The following is a 17,313-nucleotide window of genomic DNA, read 5'->3' as shown; positions in this document are numbered from 1 at the left end:
AAGGACAATGCCCATCATCAACGTCAGCGTCACCGGGAAGCCCGACGCCACGCTGTCCGCCAGGATCGCCAAGGAGGCGACCGAACTCACCGCCACGCACCTTCGCAAGGATCCGACCATAACGGCGGTTGCCGTCTCTTATCTCGATCCGCAGCACTGGTTCGCCGGCGGCACGTCGCTGGCCGAGCATGGGACCAATACGTTCTGGCTCGACATCAAGGTGGTCGACGGCACCAACACCAAGCTCGAGCTGGAAGCCTATCTCAAGGCGATCTTCGCCGCCTTCGGACGCCTGCTCGGGTCCGTGCACGAAGAAAGCTACGCCTTCGTCCACGAAGAGCCGGCCGCCGCCTACGGTTATGGCGGCAAAACGCAGGAATTCCGCTTCATCAGCGAGAGACTGAAGGCGGCGTAAAGGATGCCGCTTTTGCCCTTCCCTTCGTGAGAGGCGGCAAGAGGCCCTTGCGCATTGACCTTGCCCGCACATCGTCTAGGTTCTTGCCGAAGCGGCCGCAGAGCCGAGGTGCAAGGAACGTTGGGAGAGACGCGGCATGATCCTGACACTGGCGCTGCTTGCGGGTCTGGTCGTGGCCTGGCTGCTGATCGGGGTAGTGGAAAAGTTCCGCCTCGGCCTGCGCTTTGCCCAGGCGCTGCTCTACGTGCCGTTCAAGCTCGCCTACCGGATCAGCGACAGCCGCATAGCAATCGCGCGCGATGCGGTGGCGCCAGTCATCTATGTCATCTCACATCAGTCGCACTTCGAACCGGCGCTGATGCTGTCGCTGCTGCCTGACGACACGCTGCACATCCTCGACGGAGCCTCGGCCAGGGCACCATGGCTAGAGCCTTGGCGCGAGCTTGGCCGCACCATCGCCTTCAACGCCGAACACGTCTTCGTCAGCCGTAGGCTGGTGCGCGTGCTGAAGGGCAAGGGCCGGCTTGCCGTCTACCTGCCGGACGCGGTCGAGCCCGACGTCAAGTCGTTCCGGCTGTTTCGCGCTGTCACCCGCATCGCCATGCAGGCCGACGCCCGCATCGTGCCGATCTTCGTCGGCGGCGCCCGCGACCTTCCTGTCTCGCTGACGCCGGCCAGCATCGCGCCAAGGCGCTGGTTCCCTCGCCTGTCGATCAGCGCATTGGAACCAATGACCATCGCCGAGCTGGTGGCGCGCATTCCCGACCAGGCCTCGAACACCAACGCGCTGTTCGACCGCTTCGCCGAGGCGCGCTTCGCAGCCGCCGATCTCGATCGCGGCCTGTTCCTGGCCATGCGTGACGCCGCAACCAGGGTCGGCGCATCGCATCCGATCATCGAGGACGTCGTCTCGGGCGCGCTCAGCTATCGAAAACTGTTTATCGGCGCGCGCGTGCTGGGCAGGCGTTTCGAGACGGTGACGGCGCCCGGCGAAGCGGTCGGCCTGCTCCTGCCCAACGCCAATGGCGTGGTGCTGTCCCTGGTCGGGCTGCTCTCGGCCGGGCGGGTGGCCGCGATGATCAACTACACCGCGGGTCCGGCCAGCGTCACCGCCGCCATCCGCACGGCGGTGATCCGCACGGTCGTCTCCTCCCGCGCCTTCATCGAGAAGGCCGACCTCGGCGATATCGTGACGGCGGTCGAAAAGGGCGGCGCGAAATTTCTCTGGCTGGAGGATACACGCGCAAGCGTGACAGCGCTGGAAAAGCTTACCGCCGCCTTGCTGTGGCGCTGGCCGCTGCAGCGCCAGGACGCAGCCAAACCCGCGGTCATCCTGTTCACCTCCGGTTCGGAAGGCACGCCGAAGGCGGTGGTGCTGTCGCACAAGAACCTTTACGCCAACGCCATGCAGGCGGAAGTCCGTATCACCATCTCGCCGGCCGATATCCTGCTCAACGTATTGCCTGTGTTCCACTCCTTCGGGCTGACGGGCGGCACCATCCTGCCGCTGGTTACAGGCGTAAAGCTGTTCCTTTACCCTTCGCCTCTCCATTACAAGATCATCCCCGAGATCGCCCGTAAGGTGAAGCCGACGGTCATGTTCGGCACCGACACTTTCCTCGCCAATTACGCGCGCACCGCCAAGGACGGCGATTTTTCCAGCCTGCGCTTCGTCGTCGCCGGCGCCGAAGCGGTGAAGCCGGAAACCCGCCGCACCTATCGCGAGCGTTTCCAGGCCGAGATCATCGAAGGCTTTGGGCTGACCGAGGCCGCGCCCGTGGTTGCCGTCAACACCGCCATCCATAGCCGCGACGGCACCGTCGGGCGGCTGCTGCCGGCCATCCGCATGAAGCTCGAACCCGTCGACGGCATCGATGGCGCCGGCCGTCTGTGGCTCGACGGCCCGAATATGATGATGGGCTACATGACCGCCGACCGACCGGGCGAATTGCAGCGGCTCGAGGGCTGGCACGACACCGGCGACATCGTCTCGGTCGACCGCGAGGGCTTCATCACCATTCGCGGCCGGGCCAAGCGTTTCGCCAAGATCGCCGGCGAGATGGTGTCGCTGGGTGCGGTCGAGATGCTGGTGCAGTCGCTGTGGCCGGAAGAGCGCCATGCCGCCGTGGCGGTGCCCGACAAACGGCGCGGCGAGCGCATCGTGCTGGTGACCACCGCCGACGATGCGAGTGCCGAGGAACTGCGCCAATTCGGCAAGAAGGCCGGGGCGGCCGAACTGATGGTGCCCAACGACATCGTCAAGGTGGAAGAGATCCCGGCGCTGGGCTCGGGCAAGACCGACTACGTGTCGGCCCGCAGACTGGCCATCGATCGTCTGGGGCTGAGTGCGGCGGCGTAGGCGAACGGCCTGAAGGGTCGTCTCGCCTAAATCGCAGGCCCGGGCGCAAAGCGCTGGCCTTCAATGCACCCTCTGTCGCCTTCGGCGACATCCCCGCCTTCAAAGAGGGATAACAGCGTTATCCTATATCCGAAGGCGGCACCTGCTCGCCTTCCAGCCTGGCGCGCTTCGAATAGGCACGCACGCTGAAGGGCAGGAAGAGGAGATAACCGGCGACGGAGGCCGTCAGCGTGTACCAGGGATAGGTCATCAAGAGCAGGATGTAGAGCACGACCCCCAGGATGACCGGCAATACCTTGTCACCCGGCACCTTGACGCTCTTACCCGAATAGACCGGCAAACGGCTGACCAGCAGGAAGGCGACCAGTACGGTGAAGCCGGTGGCGATGAAGGCGGCCGGGCGGCCGGGCTCCAGCCCAAGCCGCAGGAAATACAGATAAAGCGGCAGCATCACCAGCACGGCGCCCGCCGGCGCCGGTACCCCAACGAAATATTCGGTCTGCCATGCCGGCCGCTCGGCCTTTTCCTCGTCAAGAACATTGAAGCGGGCGAGCCGCATGCCGCAGGCGATGGTGAACAAAAGGGCGGCAATCCAGCCCGGCGACCCCGCGCGGTCGAGCAGGAAAGCGTAAAGCACCAGCGCGGGCGCGACGCCGAAATTGACGATGTCGGCCAGCGAATCCATCTGCGCGCCGAATTTCGACGTCGCCTTCAGCATCCGCGCCAGCCGGCCGTCTATGCCGTCGAGAAACGCGGCGAGCAGCACCATGACCACCGCGGGCTCGAAGCGGTTCTCGAAAGCGAAGCGGATGCCGGACAAGCCGGCACAGATGGCGAGCACCGTAACCAGATTGGGCAGCACCATGCGCATCGGGATTTCGCGGATGCGCGGGCCGCCGCTGGCATGCGCCTCGAATTTCTTGAACGGCGCGCCCACCGGTCAGGATATCCGCACGAGAGGCGTGGCGGCGATACCGCCGAATTCCGCCAGCACCGTTTCGCCGGCGACCGCCGTCTGGCCGACGGCCACGCGTGGTGTCGCCGCCTCCGGCAGGAAGACGTCGACGCGCGAACCGAAGCGGATCAGGCCGAAACGCTCGCCGATGGCGATCGAGCCGCCGGCCTCGGCCCAGCAGACGATGCGCCGCGCCACGAGGCCGGCGATCTGCACCGCCGCGACGGTGCCGTTGGGGCTGTCGATGACCAGCCCGTTGCGCTCGTTCTCGGTGCTTGCCTTGTCGAGTTCGGCATTAAGGAACTTCCCGGGCCGATGCTCGATACGGGAAATCTTGCCGCGCACCGGGGCGCGGTTCACGTGGCAGGAAAAGACGTTCATGAACACCGATATGCGGGTCATTTCGGCATTGCCGAGGCCAAGCTCGCGCGGCGGCACGGCCGGGCCGACCGCCGAGATGACGCCGTCGGCGGGGCTCACCACCAGACGGTCGTCGACCGGCGTCACCCGCTCGGGATCGCGGAAGAAATAGGCGCACCAGGCGGTGAGGATGAGCCCGATCCAGAACAGGATCGAGGAGAAATAGCCGAGGAAAAGCGTGCCCGCGCCAAAGGCGGCGATGAACGGATAGCCCTCGCGATGGATCGGTACGAACGCGTTCTTGACCGTATCGACAAGGCTCATGGGATGGGGCAGTCCCTGTTTCAGGTCCGGCCTCAATAACCGAAACACCCTCTGCCCGCAACGCGACAATGGCGAGGGAGGGGCGCGCAGTAGCCTTTTAGAATTGTCGGCCGCCATGTCGGCAAGCCATACGCTCGCCCGTCCTTGGCAGGACAGTGCCCCGCGACGCCTTCGGAACGGTGACGTGGGTCACGCAGCCAAGGAGCCAGCCAATGTCATCCGTTGCCGAGAACGCCAAGATTATCGCCAAGGGCCTCGCTTTCGGGGAATCGCCGCGTTGGCATGAGGGACGCCTGTGGCTCTGCAACTGGGGTACCGGAGAGATCGTCGCCGTGAGCGAAGACGGCAAGAGCAGGGTGATGCTCACCGTGCCAGCGGTCCTGCCCTACTCCATCGACTGGCTGCCGGATGGCAGGTTGCTCGTGATTTCAGGCCGCGAAGGCCTGCTGCTAAGGCAGGAGGTGGATGGCAGGCTCGTCACCCATGCCGATCTGCGCGACCTCTCGAAAAGCCCCTGGAACGAGATCGTCGTCGATGGGCGCGGCAATATCTATGTCAATGGCGGCGGCCCGGCGCCGGCACCCGGCCAGCATTTCGGCCCGGGTACGATCGTGCTGATCACGCCGGACGGGACGGCCAGGCAAGTGGCTGGGAATATCGCGTTTGCCAATGGCATGGCTGTGACCCCGGACAACAGGACGCTGATCATTGCCGAGTCCCACTCCAACCGGCTGACCGCCTTCGACATAGCCGCCGACGGCACTCTGGCTAATCGGCGGGTGTGGGCCGATGTCGACGGCTATCCCGACGGCATCTGCCTCGATGCCGAAGGGGCGGTCTGGTACGCGGATGTTCCCAACAAGCGCTGTGCGCAGGTACGCGAAGGCGGTGAAGTGATGCAGACCGTGACCGCCGATCGCGGCTGCTTCGCCTGCATGCTGGGCGGTGTCGACGGCAGGACGCTGTTCATCACCGTCGCCGAATGGCGCGGCTTCGACCACATGTCGAGCGACGCCCGCACTGGTCAGGTGCTGGGCGTCGCTGTTTCCTCGCCTGGCGCGGGATGGCCGTCTTACATTTCGGGCACACGCTGATTGGCGAAAGCGACGGAGATAGCCAACGCCGCTACGACAGCTCCGACGTGCGCCTGCGCACCACCACACCCAGTTCGTCGCTTTCGCGGGCGATGCGCAGACGCTCCTCGGCTTCGGTCGCCTCGCGCTGGCGGTCCCACATCGAGGCGTAAAGCCCGTGCTTGCGCATCAGATCGGCATGTGTGCCGCGTTCGGCGATCTGGCCGTCCTTGAGCACGATGATTTCGTCGGCCGTGATCACCGTCGACAGCCGGTGGGCGATGACGATGGTGGTGCGGCCCCGGCTGACCAGGTCGAGCGCGGCCTGGATCTCCTGTTCGGTATGGCTGTCCAGCGCCGAAGTCGCCTCATCGAGCATCAGGATTGGCGGCGCCTTGAGGATGGTGCGGGCAATCGCCACGCGCTGCTTCTCGCCGCCGGAAAGCTTCAGCCCGCGCTCGCCGACCATCGAGCGGTAACCCTCGGGCAGCCGCTCGATGAAGGGGCCGATCTGGGCGAGTTCGGCCGCCTTGCGCACCTCCTCCTCGCTGGCGCCGATGCGGCCGTAGCGGATGTTGTAGGCGATGGTGTCGTTGAACAGCACGGTGTCCTGAGGCACCATGCCGATCGCCGCGCGCAGGCTCTCCTGCGTCACCTCCCTGACATCCTGGCCGTCGATCAGCACCTGGCCCGACTGGATGTCGTAGAAGCGGAACAGCAGCCGCGAGATGGTCGACTTGCCCGCGCCCGAAGGACCGACGATGGCGACCGTCTTGCCGGCCGGCACCTCGAAGCTGATGCCTTTCAGGATCTTGCGGTTCGGGTCGTAGGAGAAATGCACGTCACGGAATTCGACCTTGCCAGCCTCGATCGCGAGCGGCCTGGCATCAGATTTGTCGACGATCTCCTGCGGCACGTCGAGCAGGTCGAACATCTGCTCGATATCGGTGAGGCCCTGGCGAATCTCGCGGTAGATGAAGCCGATGAAATTGAGCGGCACCGAGAGCTGCATCAGCATGGCGTTGATGAAGACGAAATCACCGACGGTCTGCGTGCCACGTTGCACTTCGAGCGCGGACATGCACATCACGATGACCGTGCCCAGCCCATAGATGACGCCCTGGCCGAAATTCAGCCAGCCGAGCGACGTCCAGATTCTCGTCGCCGACATCTCGTAGCGCGCCATGGAGCGGTCGAAGCGCTCGGCCTCCATGGCCTCGTTGTTGAAATATTTGACCGTCTCGAAATTGAGCAGAGAGTCGATCGCCTTGGTGTTGGCGTCGGTGTCGCTGTCGTTCATGTCGCGGCGGATCGAAATGCGCCAGTCGCTGGCGCGAACCGTGAACCAGACATAGAGCCAGACGGTGACCGCCACCACGGCTACGTATTTCCAGCCATAGGTGTAGGCGAAGATGCCCGTGGTCAGCGCGAATTCGAGGATGGTCGGCGCCGTGTTGAGCATGATGAAGCGCACGATCGTCTCGATGCCCTTGGTGCCGCGCTCGATAATGCGCGACAAGCCGCCGGTGCGCCGTTCGAGATGGAAGCGCAGGGACAACTGGTGCATGTGGACGAAGGTGCGGAAGGCAAGCTGGCGCACCGCGTACTGGCCGACGCGGGCAAACAGCGCGTCGCGCAACTGGTTGAAGCCGAGTTGCACGAGCCGCACCACATTGTAGGCGACAACCAACATGACTGGGGCGAGCAGGAAGGCGGGCAGCGGCGGCGTCGATCTGCCGTCACCGGCCAAGGCGTCGGTCGCCCATTTGAAGAAATAGGGTCCCGCGACCAATGTCAGCTTGGCAACCACCAGCAGAATTGTCGCCCAGGTGACGCGCGCCCGCAGATCGGCACGATCCGCCGGCCACATATAGGGCCAGAGGTTAAGCAGCGTCTTGAAGGTCGGGGAATCGGCGGAGACGGTTTTTTCGGCCACTTTTCTTGCCTTTTGGGTGAGAGGGTCAGCGGCTGGTCGAGCAGGAAACGACGAGCGCGCTCAGCGAAGCCGACACGCCGGCAAGCGCGGCTTGGTCCACCTCGTAGCGCGAGCGCTGGCGGTCAGGCGCGAAGCGCACCAGCCCCGCCTCGACCAGGATCTTCAGATGCTGCGAGACGGTCGACTGGGCGAGATCGAGATGGTCGACAACGTCCCGACAGCAGCAGAAACCGCTGGCGGACAGGCGTTTCAGGATCTCGATGCGCGCAGGGTGCGAGAGCGCGGCGAAGCGGGCCGCGATGGAGTGGCTGTCGGTGGTGCAAGAGGTTGGCGCGCTCGTCGCGCGGTCCGGTTCAGGCAGGGATTCGGTCATCGTTCATCGGCGATAGACGATGAACGATGACGAGGCAAGCTGGCCGGATGGGGAGATTGCAGGCGGAGGGCTGCGAAGGATCGGCTTCGGAACGGCTTGCAGCCGCCCCGCTGACGCTTGCCTACTCCGTCTTCGCCGAATGCGTCGTCATCTGGTCACCCATCGCCTTGAGGTCGGCGGCCTCGCCTTCCTTCGACCGTGGCGGGACCTTGAACACCTGTCCCGGCCAGATGCGGTCGGGATTGCGGATCTGGTCCTGGTTGGCGAGATAGATGGTCGAGTAGCGCATGCCATAGCCGTAAACGCGCCGCGAAATCCGCCACAGCGTGTCGTGACGGCGGATGATCACGGCTCCATTGGCATGTTCGAGCTTGGGTGAAACGGTCTCGGCCACATCGGAAGGCGGCGTAGCCGCTGCATCGGCCGGAGCCGGTTCCGCCGGGTTGGGAGCGACAGCGGCGGGCGCGTCAGCGGCAGCCGACGGTTCGGCAGGCTTTGCATCGGCCGCTTTGGATCCAGCAGGCGCGACGGCGGCGACCGCCTCGCCCGGTTCGCGCTCGAACGGTACGGCGGCGCGGGCCACCACCTTCGCCCCGTCGGCATCGAGGCCATCGACACGGATGGTGTAACTGCCGACCGGTACGTCGCGCCTCGCCTCAACCAGGAAATGGCCATTCGGCGATGTCTGCGCCTCGCCAAGCAGGATGTCGTTGGCATAGGCGCGCACCTTGCGGCCCGGGTCGGCGAGGCCGGCGACAAAGATCTTGCTGCCGTCAATCTCGACCGCTTCGACAACGATCTTGGGTTCGGCCACGGATGGCGCGGGCGGCGTTGTCGGCGCCGCAGGAGCAGGCGTTGCTTCGATGGCGGCGGACGTGCCTGGCGCCGGAGCCGCGGCTGCAGGCGCTTCCGGTGTTGTCTGCGGCTGGGGCACGGTCAGCAGTTCGGCCGGCTTGCCCGGTTCCTCGACCATGGCCAGCACCTGGCCGCTCGCATTGGCGGGAATGGAGACGACGGCCGTCTGGGCGGAAGCGGTCGCGACATCGCCGGCGGTGGAGCGCAAGGCAATCGTATAGTCACCAGGCTTCAGCGGATCATCGAGCACGATGACGAAGGCGCCATCCGGACCGGCGACCGTCGAGCCGATTACGGTCGAACCGTTGAGGATCTCGACCTTTGAATTGGGCGCGGCATTGCCGGCGACGACGATCGAACCATCGCCTTCGACGCGCACCACGTCGAAGGTCGGGGCGATCGGACCCGCGACGGCAGGCGCGGTTGCCTCCGAAGTGGGGGCGGCCGGTGCCGCGGCCTGCGGCAGCCGCGCTTCCGTGCCCGGATTGGCCGGCTTCGGCGCCACAGGCGGAGCCTGCGCCGCGACGTCCGCCGGCGGCGTGCGATTGAAATTCGGGTCGAGCGCGCCCGACACGTAGGCGGTTCCCGCGACCGCAACGGTTCCACCCGCCGCGAACAGAAACGCCTTCAACGGATTGATCGCCATCTACTTCCCTGCCCCTTAGCCACCTAACGCCGGTCTAGCCTGTTTTACCATCACCGACAAGAAAAAGCCCGGACTTCGCGGCCCTTAGGGCTTGACCGCGCTTTCAGACCCAATCACCAATCATCGGCATGAATACGATTCGATCCGTCTGCGTGTATTGCGGCTCGTCTCCGGGCCGCGATGAAACCTATGCCAAGGCTGGTCACCTGCTCGGGCGATCGCTTGCGCGCTCCGGCCTCAGGCTGATCTATGGCGGCGGCACCAAAGGTATCATGGGCGCCGTCGCTGAAGGCGCGCTCAAGGCCGGCGGCAAGGTCACCGGTATCATTCCCCGCTTCCTGATCAACAGGGAAGCAACCGAAACCGCGCTAGACCGGCTCGACGAGCTCGTGATCACCGAAAACATGCACGAGCGCAAACATAAGATGTTCGAGAAATCCGACGCCTTTGTGGCGCTGCCGGGCGGCATCGGCACAGTCGAGGAGATCGTCGAGGTCATGACCTGGGCGCAACTTGGCCATCACCGCAAGCCGATCGTCTTCGGCAATGTCGGCGGATTCTGGGATCCGATGCTGGCGCTTATCGACCATATGGCAACCGAAGGCTTCATTCACACCGCACAGCGGGTCAAGCCGCTGGTCGTCAATGACCCCGAGGCAATCGTCGCCGCCATCATGGTGGCAGGCTCCTCGGTCGATGCGCCGACGGAGGGCGTGCAGTCGGTGATAGACAAGATGTAAGGCAGTAGCTGAAGACAGAACCTACTGCCCTACTGCCCTACTGCCCTACTGCCCTACTGCCCTACTGCCCTACTGCCCTACTGCCCTACTGCCGGCCAGCCGCAGATCATCGATTACCGCCCGCCGATCCTGGCGCCGCCAGGCGAGATGGATCGAGACCTTGCGCTCAAACCATGGCAGGTCCCGAAACAGGATCCCGGGCGGCGCGGCGATGCGCAGGCTCGACTGGACGGTGGCAAGGCCGAGGCCGGCGCTGACAAGGCCGAGCGAGGTCAACGGGTCCGCCGTCTCATAGGCGATATCGGGCAGGAAACCCGCCTTGGCGCAGGCGGCCAGGAACTGGCCGCGATTGGTGTCGTCGGGCTGGCGCACGACGGTGATCCAGACGCGGCCGTCGAGATGGTGCGGCTGGATATCGGCCACTTCGGCGAGCGGATCGCCTTCGGGCATCGCCAGCGCCAGCGGCTCGTGGCGCAGCGGCGTGCTGGCGATATCGGGATCGTCTGCGGCGGGCGGCGAATAGACCAGGCCCAGATCCAGCGACCGCTGCCGCAGCTCCTCGATCTGCGCCGCCGAGCGCAGGCTTCTCAACTGGAGATGAAAATCCGGCCGGTCGCGGCGGAATTGGCGCAGCATCGCGGCGACAAGCCCGGCGTGCACGGCGCCTTCGACATAGCCGATGGCAAGACGCCCGACAGACCCGCTGGCAAGGTTTCGACCAAGTTCCTCCAGCCGGCGCGCGTTCGACAGCAGCGCGCGGGCCTCGGCGAGAAAGGCGCGGCCCTCGGCATTGAGATGGACGCGCTGTTTTACCCGTTCGAACAGGGTTACGCCAAGCTGCTGTTCAAGCTGCATGATCTGCCGGCTCAGCGGCGACTGCGAAATATGCAGCAGCTCGGCGGCGCGACCGACATTGCCGGTTTCCGCGACGGCGACGAAATATCGGATCTGGCGCAAGTCGAACATTTTTTTCTCCGCGCGGCATCAAGTCTTCAAAAGTCTCAACTTTAGCCTAATCAGTCTTGGACAGTCTGACCATCCAGCGCGATACCTGCCGTCACCTACCGCTGACAAACAGGAGACCGACATGCAGTTCTTTGCCCTCCTCACCCGCAACACCGAAAAATTCGCCGATGCCGATTTCGCGCCGCTGCTGCCCGGCGAGGCCGAGCAGCGGCGCACGCTCTACGCCCAGGGCGCGGTTCGCCAGGTCTGGAACCGTGGCGACATTCCCGGGAGCGGCATGATGTTCGAGGCGGCCAGCGATGCTGACGTGCGCAATCATCTCGGCAGCTTGCCGCTGGTCAAGGCCGGCATGATGGACATTGCCGCAATCGTGCCGCTGAACCCTTATCCCGGTTTCGGTCCGAAGCGCTAAGTGCGGCAGTCGCAATGCGGTGGCGGCGAAAGGCGCCGCCGCACTGACGCGGCCGCTCGAGAGAGTGTGATCGGCTGTCAAGGAACCGTCACACGAAACCCCGCCGCCCATGCTAGATGTTGCAATCACGCGCCGCCAAGCGGTGCGATGCTCGAAATATGCATCCGGCACTACACCATGGATACTGCTCTCGCCCCGGAGGGCACCGACCTGTCGCCCTACCTGCCAGACGAGCATGGGCTGTTCTTCATCTATCATTTCACCGCCGACGGCCTGCGCACCAAGGATGCCGCCGGCGCGCAATGGACGTGGCGCAGCTACCAGCTTTCCGACATGCGCGCACGCCACGAGATCGCCGCCGAACAGGCCCTGCCGGCGCCAGTGCGCGAGGCCTTCCTGTCCGCCAGCCATGGCTGCCACATCGACCTCGAGGATGACTGGCTTTACAGCGACCTGCCGGACCTGCGTCACGACTATTCGGCGGAAGCCGGCGGGCTCGGCCATTTCCGTTTCGCCCTCAACGACACCATGCTGGTCGGCGCCCGCAAGCAGCCCTTGCAGTCGGTCGACAATATCCGCAAGGCGATCGAGAACGGCTCGCGCAAGTTTCGCTCGCCGGCCGAGCTGATCGAGGCGGTCGTGGGCCAGTCGTTCGACGGCATGGCGGTGGAACTCGCTGCACTTGGCGACAGTCTCGACGGCATCGAGGACCGCATCGTCTGCGACGCATGGCACAATGAGCGGCAGGCGCTCGTCGATGCGCGCCGGCACCTGGTGGTGATTCACCGGCAGATGGCGACCCTGACCAATCTGTTTCGCCATCTCGACCATTCGCAGCGCAACGACCTGCCCGATTCGATCAACGACATGGCAGCACGGCTTTCGCACCGCGCGCAGACGCTGCACTATGATGGCGAGCAGTTGCAGGCGCGCGCCAGGCTTTTGCAGGACGAACTGATGGCCAAGCTGACGACGCAGTCGAACCGGCTGCTCTACGTGCTGTCGGTGATGACCGCGGTGCTGTTGCCAATGACGATCATCTCGGGCCTGTTCGGCATGAATGTCGGCGGCTTGCCGCTGGTCAAAACGCCGATAGGCTTCTGGGTGGTGACCGCGGTTTCGATGCTGATCGCCGGAGCGACCTATCTCTTCGTCAGGCGGCTCGGGCAGATGTAGCCCGGCGCGCCGTCGCCAGCATCGACCAGGAATACATGGCCAGCGCCGCCCAGATCAGGGCAAAGGCGACAGCCTGGGTGGTGTCGAACGGCTCTTTGAAGATCAGCACGGCGATCAGGAACACAATGGTCGGCGCAATATATTGCATGATGCCTATGGTGGAGAGACGCAAAAGCCTGGCGCCGAATGCGAACAGCAGCAGCGGCACCGCGGTCACCGGCCCGCAACCGGCCAGCAACGCCGCATCGACGCCGTTGCCGGAAACGAAATGGTCCTGTCCGGTGGCGATCAGCCAGGCGATATAACCCAAGGCGGGCACCGACAACAGAAGCACTTCGAGCAGAAAACCCTGGCTGGGGCCGATCGGCAGCGTCTTGCGGAAAAAACCGTAGGCGGCGAAGGAAAAGGCCAGCGCCAGCGATACCCATGGCAACTTGCCAGCCTCGATCGTCAGCACGGCGACCGCGATCGCCGCAAGCACCACGGCCGCGATCTGCAGCCGATCGAGCCGCTCACCGAGCAGCAGGGCGCCGACCACGACGCTGACCAGGGGATTGATGTAATAGCCAAGGGCGGTTTCGACGGTGCGGTCGACGGCGATCGCCCAGACGTAGACGCCCCAATTGACCGAGATCAGCGCCGCCGTCAGCGCCGCCATGGCGATCGTGCGGGGCGAACGGATTGCCGCCTTGAAATCCGCCGTGCGGCCGGCCCAGACCAGAACCGCGGCGGCGATCGGCACCGACCAGACGATGCGGTGGGCAATCACCTCGGCAAGCGGCAGGTGCGCAACCGCTTTCATGTAGAAAGGCAGCAAACCCCACAAGAAATAGGCACCCAGCGCCAGCAGGAAGCCGCGGCGGGCTTTTGAAACTGCGTCCTGGGTAATTGCTTCAGCGGCCATGGCCCAACGCTATGGCCCAGTAACCTTGGCAAGACCATCGCAAAGTTCTGATGGATCAATGGACTTTCGCTGATGGTTCAAACTTACTCCGCCGCCACCAGACCCGCCATGTCCCGGTTCTTCATCAGCTTGTAGATGATGGAATCCATCAGCGCCTGGAACGAGGCGTCGATGATGTTTTCGGAAACGCCGACCGTCCACCAGCGGGCACCGGTCGCATCATGCGATTCGATCAGAACGCGAGTGATCGCCTCGGTGCCGCCATTGAGGATACGCACCTTGAAGTCGGCGAGTTCCAGATCGGCGATTTCGCCCTGGTATTTGCCGAGATCCTTGCGCAGTGCGATGTCGAGCGCATTGACGGGGCCGTGCCCCTCGGCCACCGACATCTTCTCCTCGCCCTCGACCAGCACCTTGACCACCGCTTCCGACACCGTCTTCAACTGGCCATTGGCATCGAAGCGGCGTTCGATCATGCAGCGGAACGAGGTGACATGGAAGAACTCGGGCAAACCGTGCAGCATCTTGCGTGCCAGAAGCTCGAAGGAGGCGTCAGCGCCCTCATAGGCATAGCCGGAGGCCTCACGCTCCTTGACCACCGATATCAATGCGTCGAGCCGGTGATCGTCCTTCGGCACATCGATGCCGCGCCGCTTCAGCTCGGCCAGGAAATTGGCCTTGCCGCCCTGGTCGGAAACCATGACGCGGCGGCGGTTGCCAACCGCTTCCGGCGGCACATGCTCGTAGGTCGCAGGTTCCTTGGCGAGCGCCGAAGCGTGGATGCCGGCCTTGGTGGCGAAGGCGGAAGCGCCGACATAGGGCGCCTGCGCCTCCGGAGCGCGGTTCAAGAGTTCGTCGAAAGCGCGCGACAAGCGCGAAATGCCGGTAAGCGCCTCGGCGGAAATCCCCGTCTCGAAACGGTCGGCGAAGGCCGGCTTCAACGCCAGCGTCGGCACGATGGAGATCAGATTGGCGTTGCCGCAGCGTTCGCCAATGCCGTTCAGCGTGCCCTGGATCTGGCGCACGCCCGCTTCGACCGCGGCCAGCGAATTCGCCACCGCCTGGCCGGTGTCATCATGGGCATGGATGCCGAGATGGTCGCCGGGAATGCCCGCGGCGACGACCCTTTCGACGGTTGCGCGTAGTTCCGAGGGCTGCGTGCCGCCATTGGTGTCGCACAGCACCACCCAGCGCGCGCCGGCATCATAAGCGGTCTTGGCGCACGCCAGCGCATAATCCGAATTGGCCTTGAACCCGTCGAAGAAATGCTCGCAATCGACCATCGCCTCCTTCCCCGCGGCAATGGCGGCTTCCACCGAGGCCTTGATGGACTCCAGATTCTCCTCATTGGTGCAGCCGAGCGCCACACGGACATGATAGTCCCAGCTCTTGGCGACAAAGCAGATGGCGTCCGACCGCGACTGGACGAGTGCGGCAAGCCCAGGATCGTTGGAAGCCGATACCCCCGCCCGCTTGGTCATGCCGAAGGCGACGAACTTTGCCTGCGCGGTGCGCTTCTCCCTAAAGAAGGCCGTGTCGGTCGGGTTGGCGCCGGGGTAACCGCCCTCGACATAGTCGAAGCCGAATTCGTCGAGCAGCTTGGCGATGGCGATCTTGTCCTCGACCGAGAAGTCGATACCGGGCGTCTGCTGGCCATCGCGAAGTGTTGTGTCGAAGAGAAACAATCTTTGTTTTTTCATGATGGCAAGGCGCTTGAGCACCCCCCTCTGGCCTGCCGGCCATCTCCCCCGCAAGGGGGGAGATCAGCAGCTTTGCCGACAGCGCTGATACGGCAACGTCGGCGATTGGCGAAAGCGAAAGCGACATCCAATCTCCCCGCTTGCGGGGGAGATGTCCGGCAGGACAGAGGGAGGTGTGACGGAACGCCGTACATAGACTAATTCTTCCCCACAAACCGATCCGTCGCCCGGATCAGCCGGTCCAATATCCCTGGCTCGGAATAGGCATGGCCGGCACCCTCGATCAGGTGAAAATCCGCCTTCGGCCAGGCCTTGTGCAGCGCCCAGGCGTAGCGTGCCGGGCACGGCATGTCGTAGCGGCCGTGGACGATGGTGCCGGGAATGTCCTTCAACTTCCAGGCATCGCGCAGCAACTGTCCCTCCTCCAGCCAACCGGCATGGACGAAGTAGTGGTTCTCTATGCGGGCGAAGGCGACGGCGTAGTCGTCCTCACCAAACGGTCCGCTGGTCTCCGGCTCGGGCAAAAGCGTGATCGTCTCGCCTTCCCACAGGCTCCAGGCGCGGGCCGCCTCGATCTGCGCGTTTCTGTCGGACCCTACCAGCCGCTTGCGATAGGCGGCCATCATGTCGCCGCGCTCGGCCTCGGGGATCGGCGCCAGGAAGCGCTCCCACTTGTCGGGAAACATCTCGGAGACGCCGAACTGATAGTACCATTCGAGTTCGGGGCGGGTCAGCGTGTAGATGCCCCGCACGACGAGCTCACTGACGCGTTGCGGGTGCGTCTCGGCGTAGGCGAGCGCCAGCGTCGAACCCCAGGAACCGCCGAAGACCAGCCATTTGTCGAAGCCGGCTATTTCGCGCAAGCGCTCGATATCGGCGACCAGGTGCCACGTGGTGTTGGCCTCCAGCGAGGCATTCGGCGTCGACTTGCCGCAACCGCGCTGGTCGAACAGGATGACGTCGTAGAGATCGGGATCGAACAGCCGCCGATGCTTTGGCGAGATGGTGCCGCCCGGCCCGCCATGCAGGAATACCGCCGGCTTGGCGCCTTTGGTGCCGGAGCGTTCCCAATAGACCTGGTGGCCGTCGCCGACGTCGAGCATACCGCTCTCGAAAGCTTCGATCTCGGGATAAAGCGTGCGCAGTTCAGAGCTCATAGTTGCAAACCTTTGGACGGCCAGTCCGTCGTTTCATGGTCGGGATGCTGGAAGGAGATGATCTCCTCCTGCCTAGCGTAATAGTCTGGATCCTGGTGGACGGGCTGTTCGAAGATCGTCTCCACCCAAGGCAGCCGCGCGGCGTAATTGACCTGGATCTGCGGCGCCAGGTCGGAGCGATCGTCGAAGGCGCCGATGGCGATCTCCAGGCCGCCGGGCTGGCGATAGGTCAGCGGCGTGCCGCAGCGAGCGCAGAAACCGCGATCGATGTTGACCGAGGACTGGAAATAGCTCGGCTCCTCACGGATCCATTCGACGCCGTCCTTCGGCGCCGTCACCAGGGCGCCGAAAAAGGAACCGAACTGTTTCTGGCACATGCGGCAGTGGCAGATGGACGGGCGTCCAAGCTTGCCCTTGATGCGGAAGCGCACGGCGCCGCACTGGCAGCCGCCGGTTCGAATGGTCTCGCTCATGATGTTTTCTCCGGCGGCCATTGCTCGGTGTCGTGGTCGGGATGCTGGTAGGAGACAAGCTCTGCCAGATAGGGGGCCGAACCCATGTCCGCCATCGTATCCTCGCCCGGCAATTCTGGAATGGAATCGACGTAAGGCAGCTTTGCCTCGGTGCCCCATTGGATGGTCGGCGCGATATCAGCCGGAGCGTCGAAGGCGGCAATCGCCAGCGCCATGCCGTCCGGCGCCTCGAAAGTCAGCGGCGTTCCGCATTCGGCGCAGAACCCACGCCAGGCAGCGTTCGACGAGCGGAAGCGCTTGGGCTCGCCGCGCGTCCAGTCCACCTTGGCGCCGCGCACCGAGACCAGCGGAAGGTAGAAATTGCCGCTCGCCTTCTGGCACATGCGGCAATGGCAGACCGAGGCATCGCCGAGTGCGCCCTCGACGCGAAAGCGCACGGCGCCGCACTGGCAGCCGCCGGTGTAGATCGGCCGGTTGTCGAGGCTCATG

At 64.5% G+C, this 17,313-nt stretch carries 17 protein-coding genes; 6 read left to right on the top strand and 11 right to left on the bottom strand.

Annotation, left to right across the window (positions count from 1 at the left end; translation table 11 throughout):
* The first annotated feature begins 7 nt into the window (after positions 1-7).
* Complete coding sequence (locus FJ428_RS03835) at positions 8-415, top strand: 4-oxalocrotonate tautomerase family protein (RefSeq protein WP_140878955.1); 408 nt, start codon at positions 8-10, stop codon at positions 413-415.
* 136 nt (positions 416-551) lie between these two features.
* A complete protein-coding gene (locus FJ428_RS03830) occupies positions 552-2,774 on the top strand; it encodes an AMP-binding protein (protein ID WP_140878954.1) in 2,223 nt (740 codons plus the stop codon).
* A 118-nt stretch (positions 2,775-2,892) separates the two neighbouring features.
* Here the strand turns inward: FJ428_RS03830 and FJ428_RS03825 are convergent, their stop codons facing one another.
* Both FJ428_RS03825 and FJ428_RS03820 read right to left on the bottom strand, forming a co-directional pair.
* Positions 2,893-3,711: a phosphatidylcholine/phosphatidylserine synthase gene (locus FJ428_RS03825; protein WP_140494505.1), complete on the bottom strand. Its 819-nt coding sequence runs from the start codon at positions 3,709-3,711 to the stop codon at positions 2,893-2,895.
* A gap of 3 nt (positions 3,712-3,714) precedes the next feature.
* On the bottom strand, positions 3,715-4,413 hold the full coding sequence (locus FJ428_RS03820) for a phosphatidylserine decarboxylase (RefSeq protein WP_140517832.1): 699 nt from the start codon (positions 4,411-4,413) through the stop codon (positions 3,715-3,717).
* Positions 4,414-4,625: 212 nt separating this feature from the next.
* On the opposite strand from FJ428_RS03820, the gene FJ428_RS03815 reads away from it, so the two are divergent.
* Entirely contained in the window at positions 4,626-5,507 is an 882-nt protein-coding gene (locus tag FJ428_RS03815) for an SMP-30/gluconolactonase/LRE family protein (RefSeq protein ID WP_140878953.1), read from the top strand.
* Between the two features lie 31 nt (positions 5,508-5,538).
* On the opposite strand, the gene FJ428_RS03810 is transcribed toward FJ428_RS03815, so the two are convergent.
* From FJ428_RS03810 to FJ428_RS03800, 3 genes are all read right to left on the bottom strand, one after another.
* Positions 5,539-7,422: an ABC transporter ATP-binding protein/permease gene (locus FJ428_RS03810; RefSeq protein ID WP_140494512.1), complete on the bottom strand. Its 1,884-nt coding sequence runs from the start codon at positions 7,420-7,422 to the stop codon at positions 5,539-5,541.
* 25 nt (positions 7,423-7,447) lie between these two features.
* Positions 7,448-7,795 (bottom strand): metalloregulator ArsR/SmtB family transcription factor, encoded by a 348-nt coding sequence (locus FJ428_RS03805; RefSeq protein WP_140494514.1) that lies wholly within the window; start codon positions 7,793-7,795, stop codon positions 7,448-7,450.
* A gap of 121 nt (positions 7,796-7,916) precedes the next feature.
* On the bottom strand, positions 7,917-9,296 hold the full coding sequence (locus tag FJ428_RS03800; RefSeq protein WP_140878952.1) for a LysM peptidoglycan-binding domain-containing protein: 1,380 nt from the start codon (positions 9,294-9,296) through the stop codon (positions 7,917-7,919).
* Positions 9,297-9,424: 128 nt separating this feature from the next.
* Between FJ428_RS03800 and FJ428_RS03795 the strand changes: the two genes are divergently transcribed.
* On the top strand, positions 9,425-10,036 hold the full coding sequence (locus tag FJ428_RS03795; RefSeq protein ID WP_140494518.1) for a TIGR00730 family Rossman fold protein: 612 nt from the start codon (positions 9,425-9,427) through the stop codon (positions 10,034-10,036).
* Between the two features lie 69 nt (positions 10,037-10,105).
* Here FJ428_RS03795 and FJ428_RS03790 read toward each other — a convergent pair whose 3' ends face one another.
* A complete protein-coding gene (locus FJ428_RS03790; protein WP_140520670.1) occupies positions 10,106-11,002 on the bottom strand; it encodes a LysR substrate-binding domain-containing protein in 897 nt (298 codons plus the stop codon).
* 121 nt (positions 11,003-11,123) lie between these two features.
* Here FJ428_RS03790 and FJ428_RS03785 point away from each other — a divergent pair, with 121 nt between their 5' ends.
* The gene (locus FJ428_RS03785; RefSeq protein WP_140494522.1) at positions 11,124-11,414 is read left to right on the top strand and encodes a muconolactone Delta-isomerase family protein; all 291 of its coding nucleotides are present in this window, start codon (positions 11,124-11,126) and stop codon (positions 11,412-11,414) included.
* A 177-nt stretch (positions 11,415-11,591) separates the two neighbouring features.
* A complete protein-coding gene (locus tag FJ428_RS03780) occupies positions 11,592-12,590 on the top strand; it encodes a transporter (protein ID WP_140878951.1) in 999 nt (332 codons plus the stop codon).
* On the opposite strand, the gene rarD is transcribed toward FJ428_RS03780, so the two are convergent.
* The 5 genes from rarD to FJ428_RS03750 form a co-directional block, all read right to left on the bottom strand.
* On the bottom strand, positions 12,568-13,494 hold the full coding sequence (gene rarD, locus FJ428_RS03775) for an EamA family transporter RarD (protein ID WP_140494526.1): 927 nt from the start codon (positions 13,492-13,494) through the stop codon (positions 12,568-12,570). The two genes, FJ428_RS03780 and rarD, sit on opposite strands and share 23 nt — an antisense overlap.
* An 83-nt stretch (positions 13,495-13,577) precedes the next feature.
* Positions 13,578-15,194, bottom strand: coding sequence for a citramalate synthase (gene cimA, locus FJ428_RS03770; protein ID WP_140878950.1), 1,617 nt, complete (start codon positions 15,192-15,194; stop codon positions 13,578-13,580).
* Between the two features lie 197 nt (positions 15,195-15,391).
* A complete protein-coding gene (gene pip, locus FJ428_RS03760; RefSeq protein ID WP_140878949.1) occupies positions 15,392-16,351 on the bottom strand; it encodes a prolyl aminopeptidase in 960 nt (319 codons plus the stop codon).
* The gene (locus tag FJ428_RS03755) at positions 16,348-16,824 is read right to left on the bottom strand and encodes a GFA family protein (protein WP_140517823.1); all 477 of its coding nucleotides are present in this window, start codon (positions 16,822-16,824) and stop codon (positions 16,348-16,350) included. Before FJ428_RS03755 ends, pip begins: the two co-directional genes overlap by 4 nt.
* Complete coding sequence (locus FJ428_RS03750) at positions 16,821-17,312, bottom strand: GFA family protein (RefSeq protein WP_140494536.1); 492 nt, start codon at positions 17,310-17,312, stop codon at positions 16,821-16,823. The genes FJ428_RS03755 and FJ428_RS03750 overlap by 4 nt, the downstream gene beginning before the upstream one ends.
* Position 17,313: the final 1 nt, after the last annotated feature.

It is taken from the genome of Mesorhizobium sp. B2-8-1 (assembly GCF_006440955.1).
Taxonomy (GTDB): Bacteria; Pseudomonadota; Alphaproteobacteria; order Rhizobiales; family Rhizobiaceae; genus Mesorhizobium.
The sequence above is the reverse complement of the archived record's forward strand: the minus strand, read 5'-3'. Positions and strand labels throughout refer to the sequence as shown.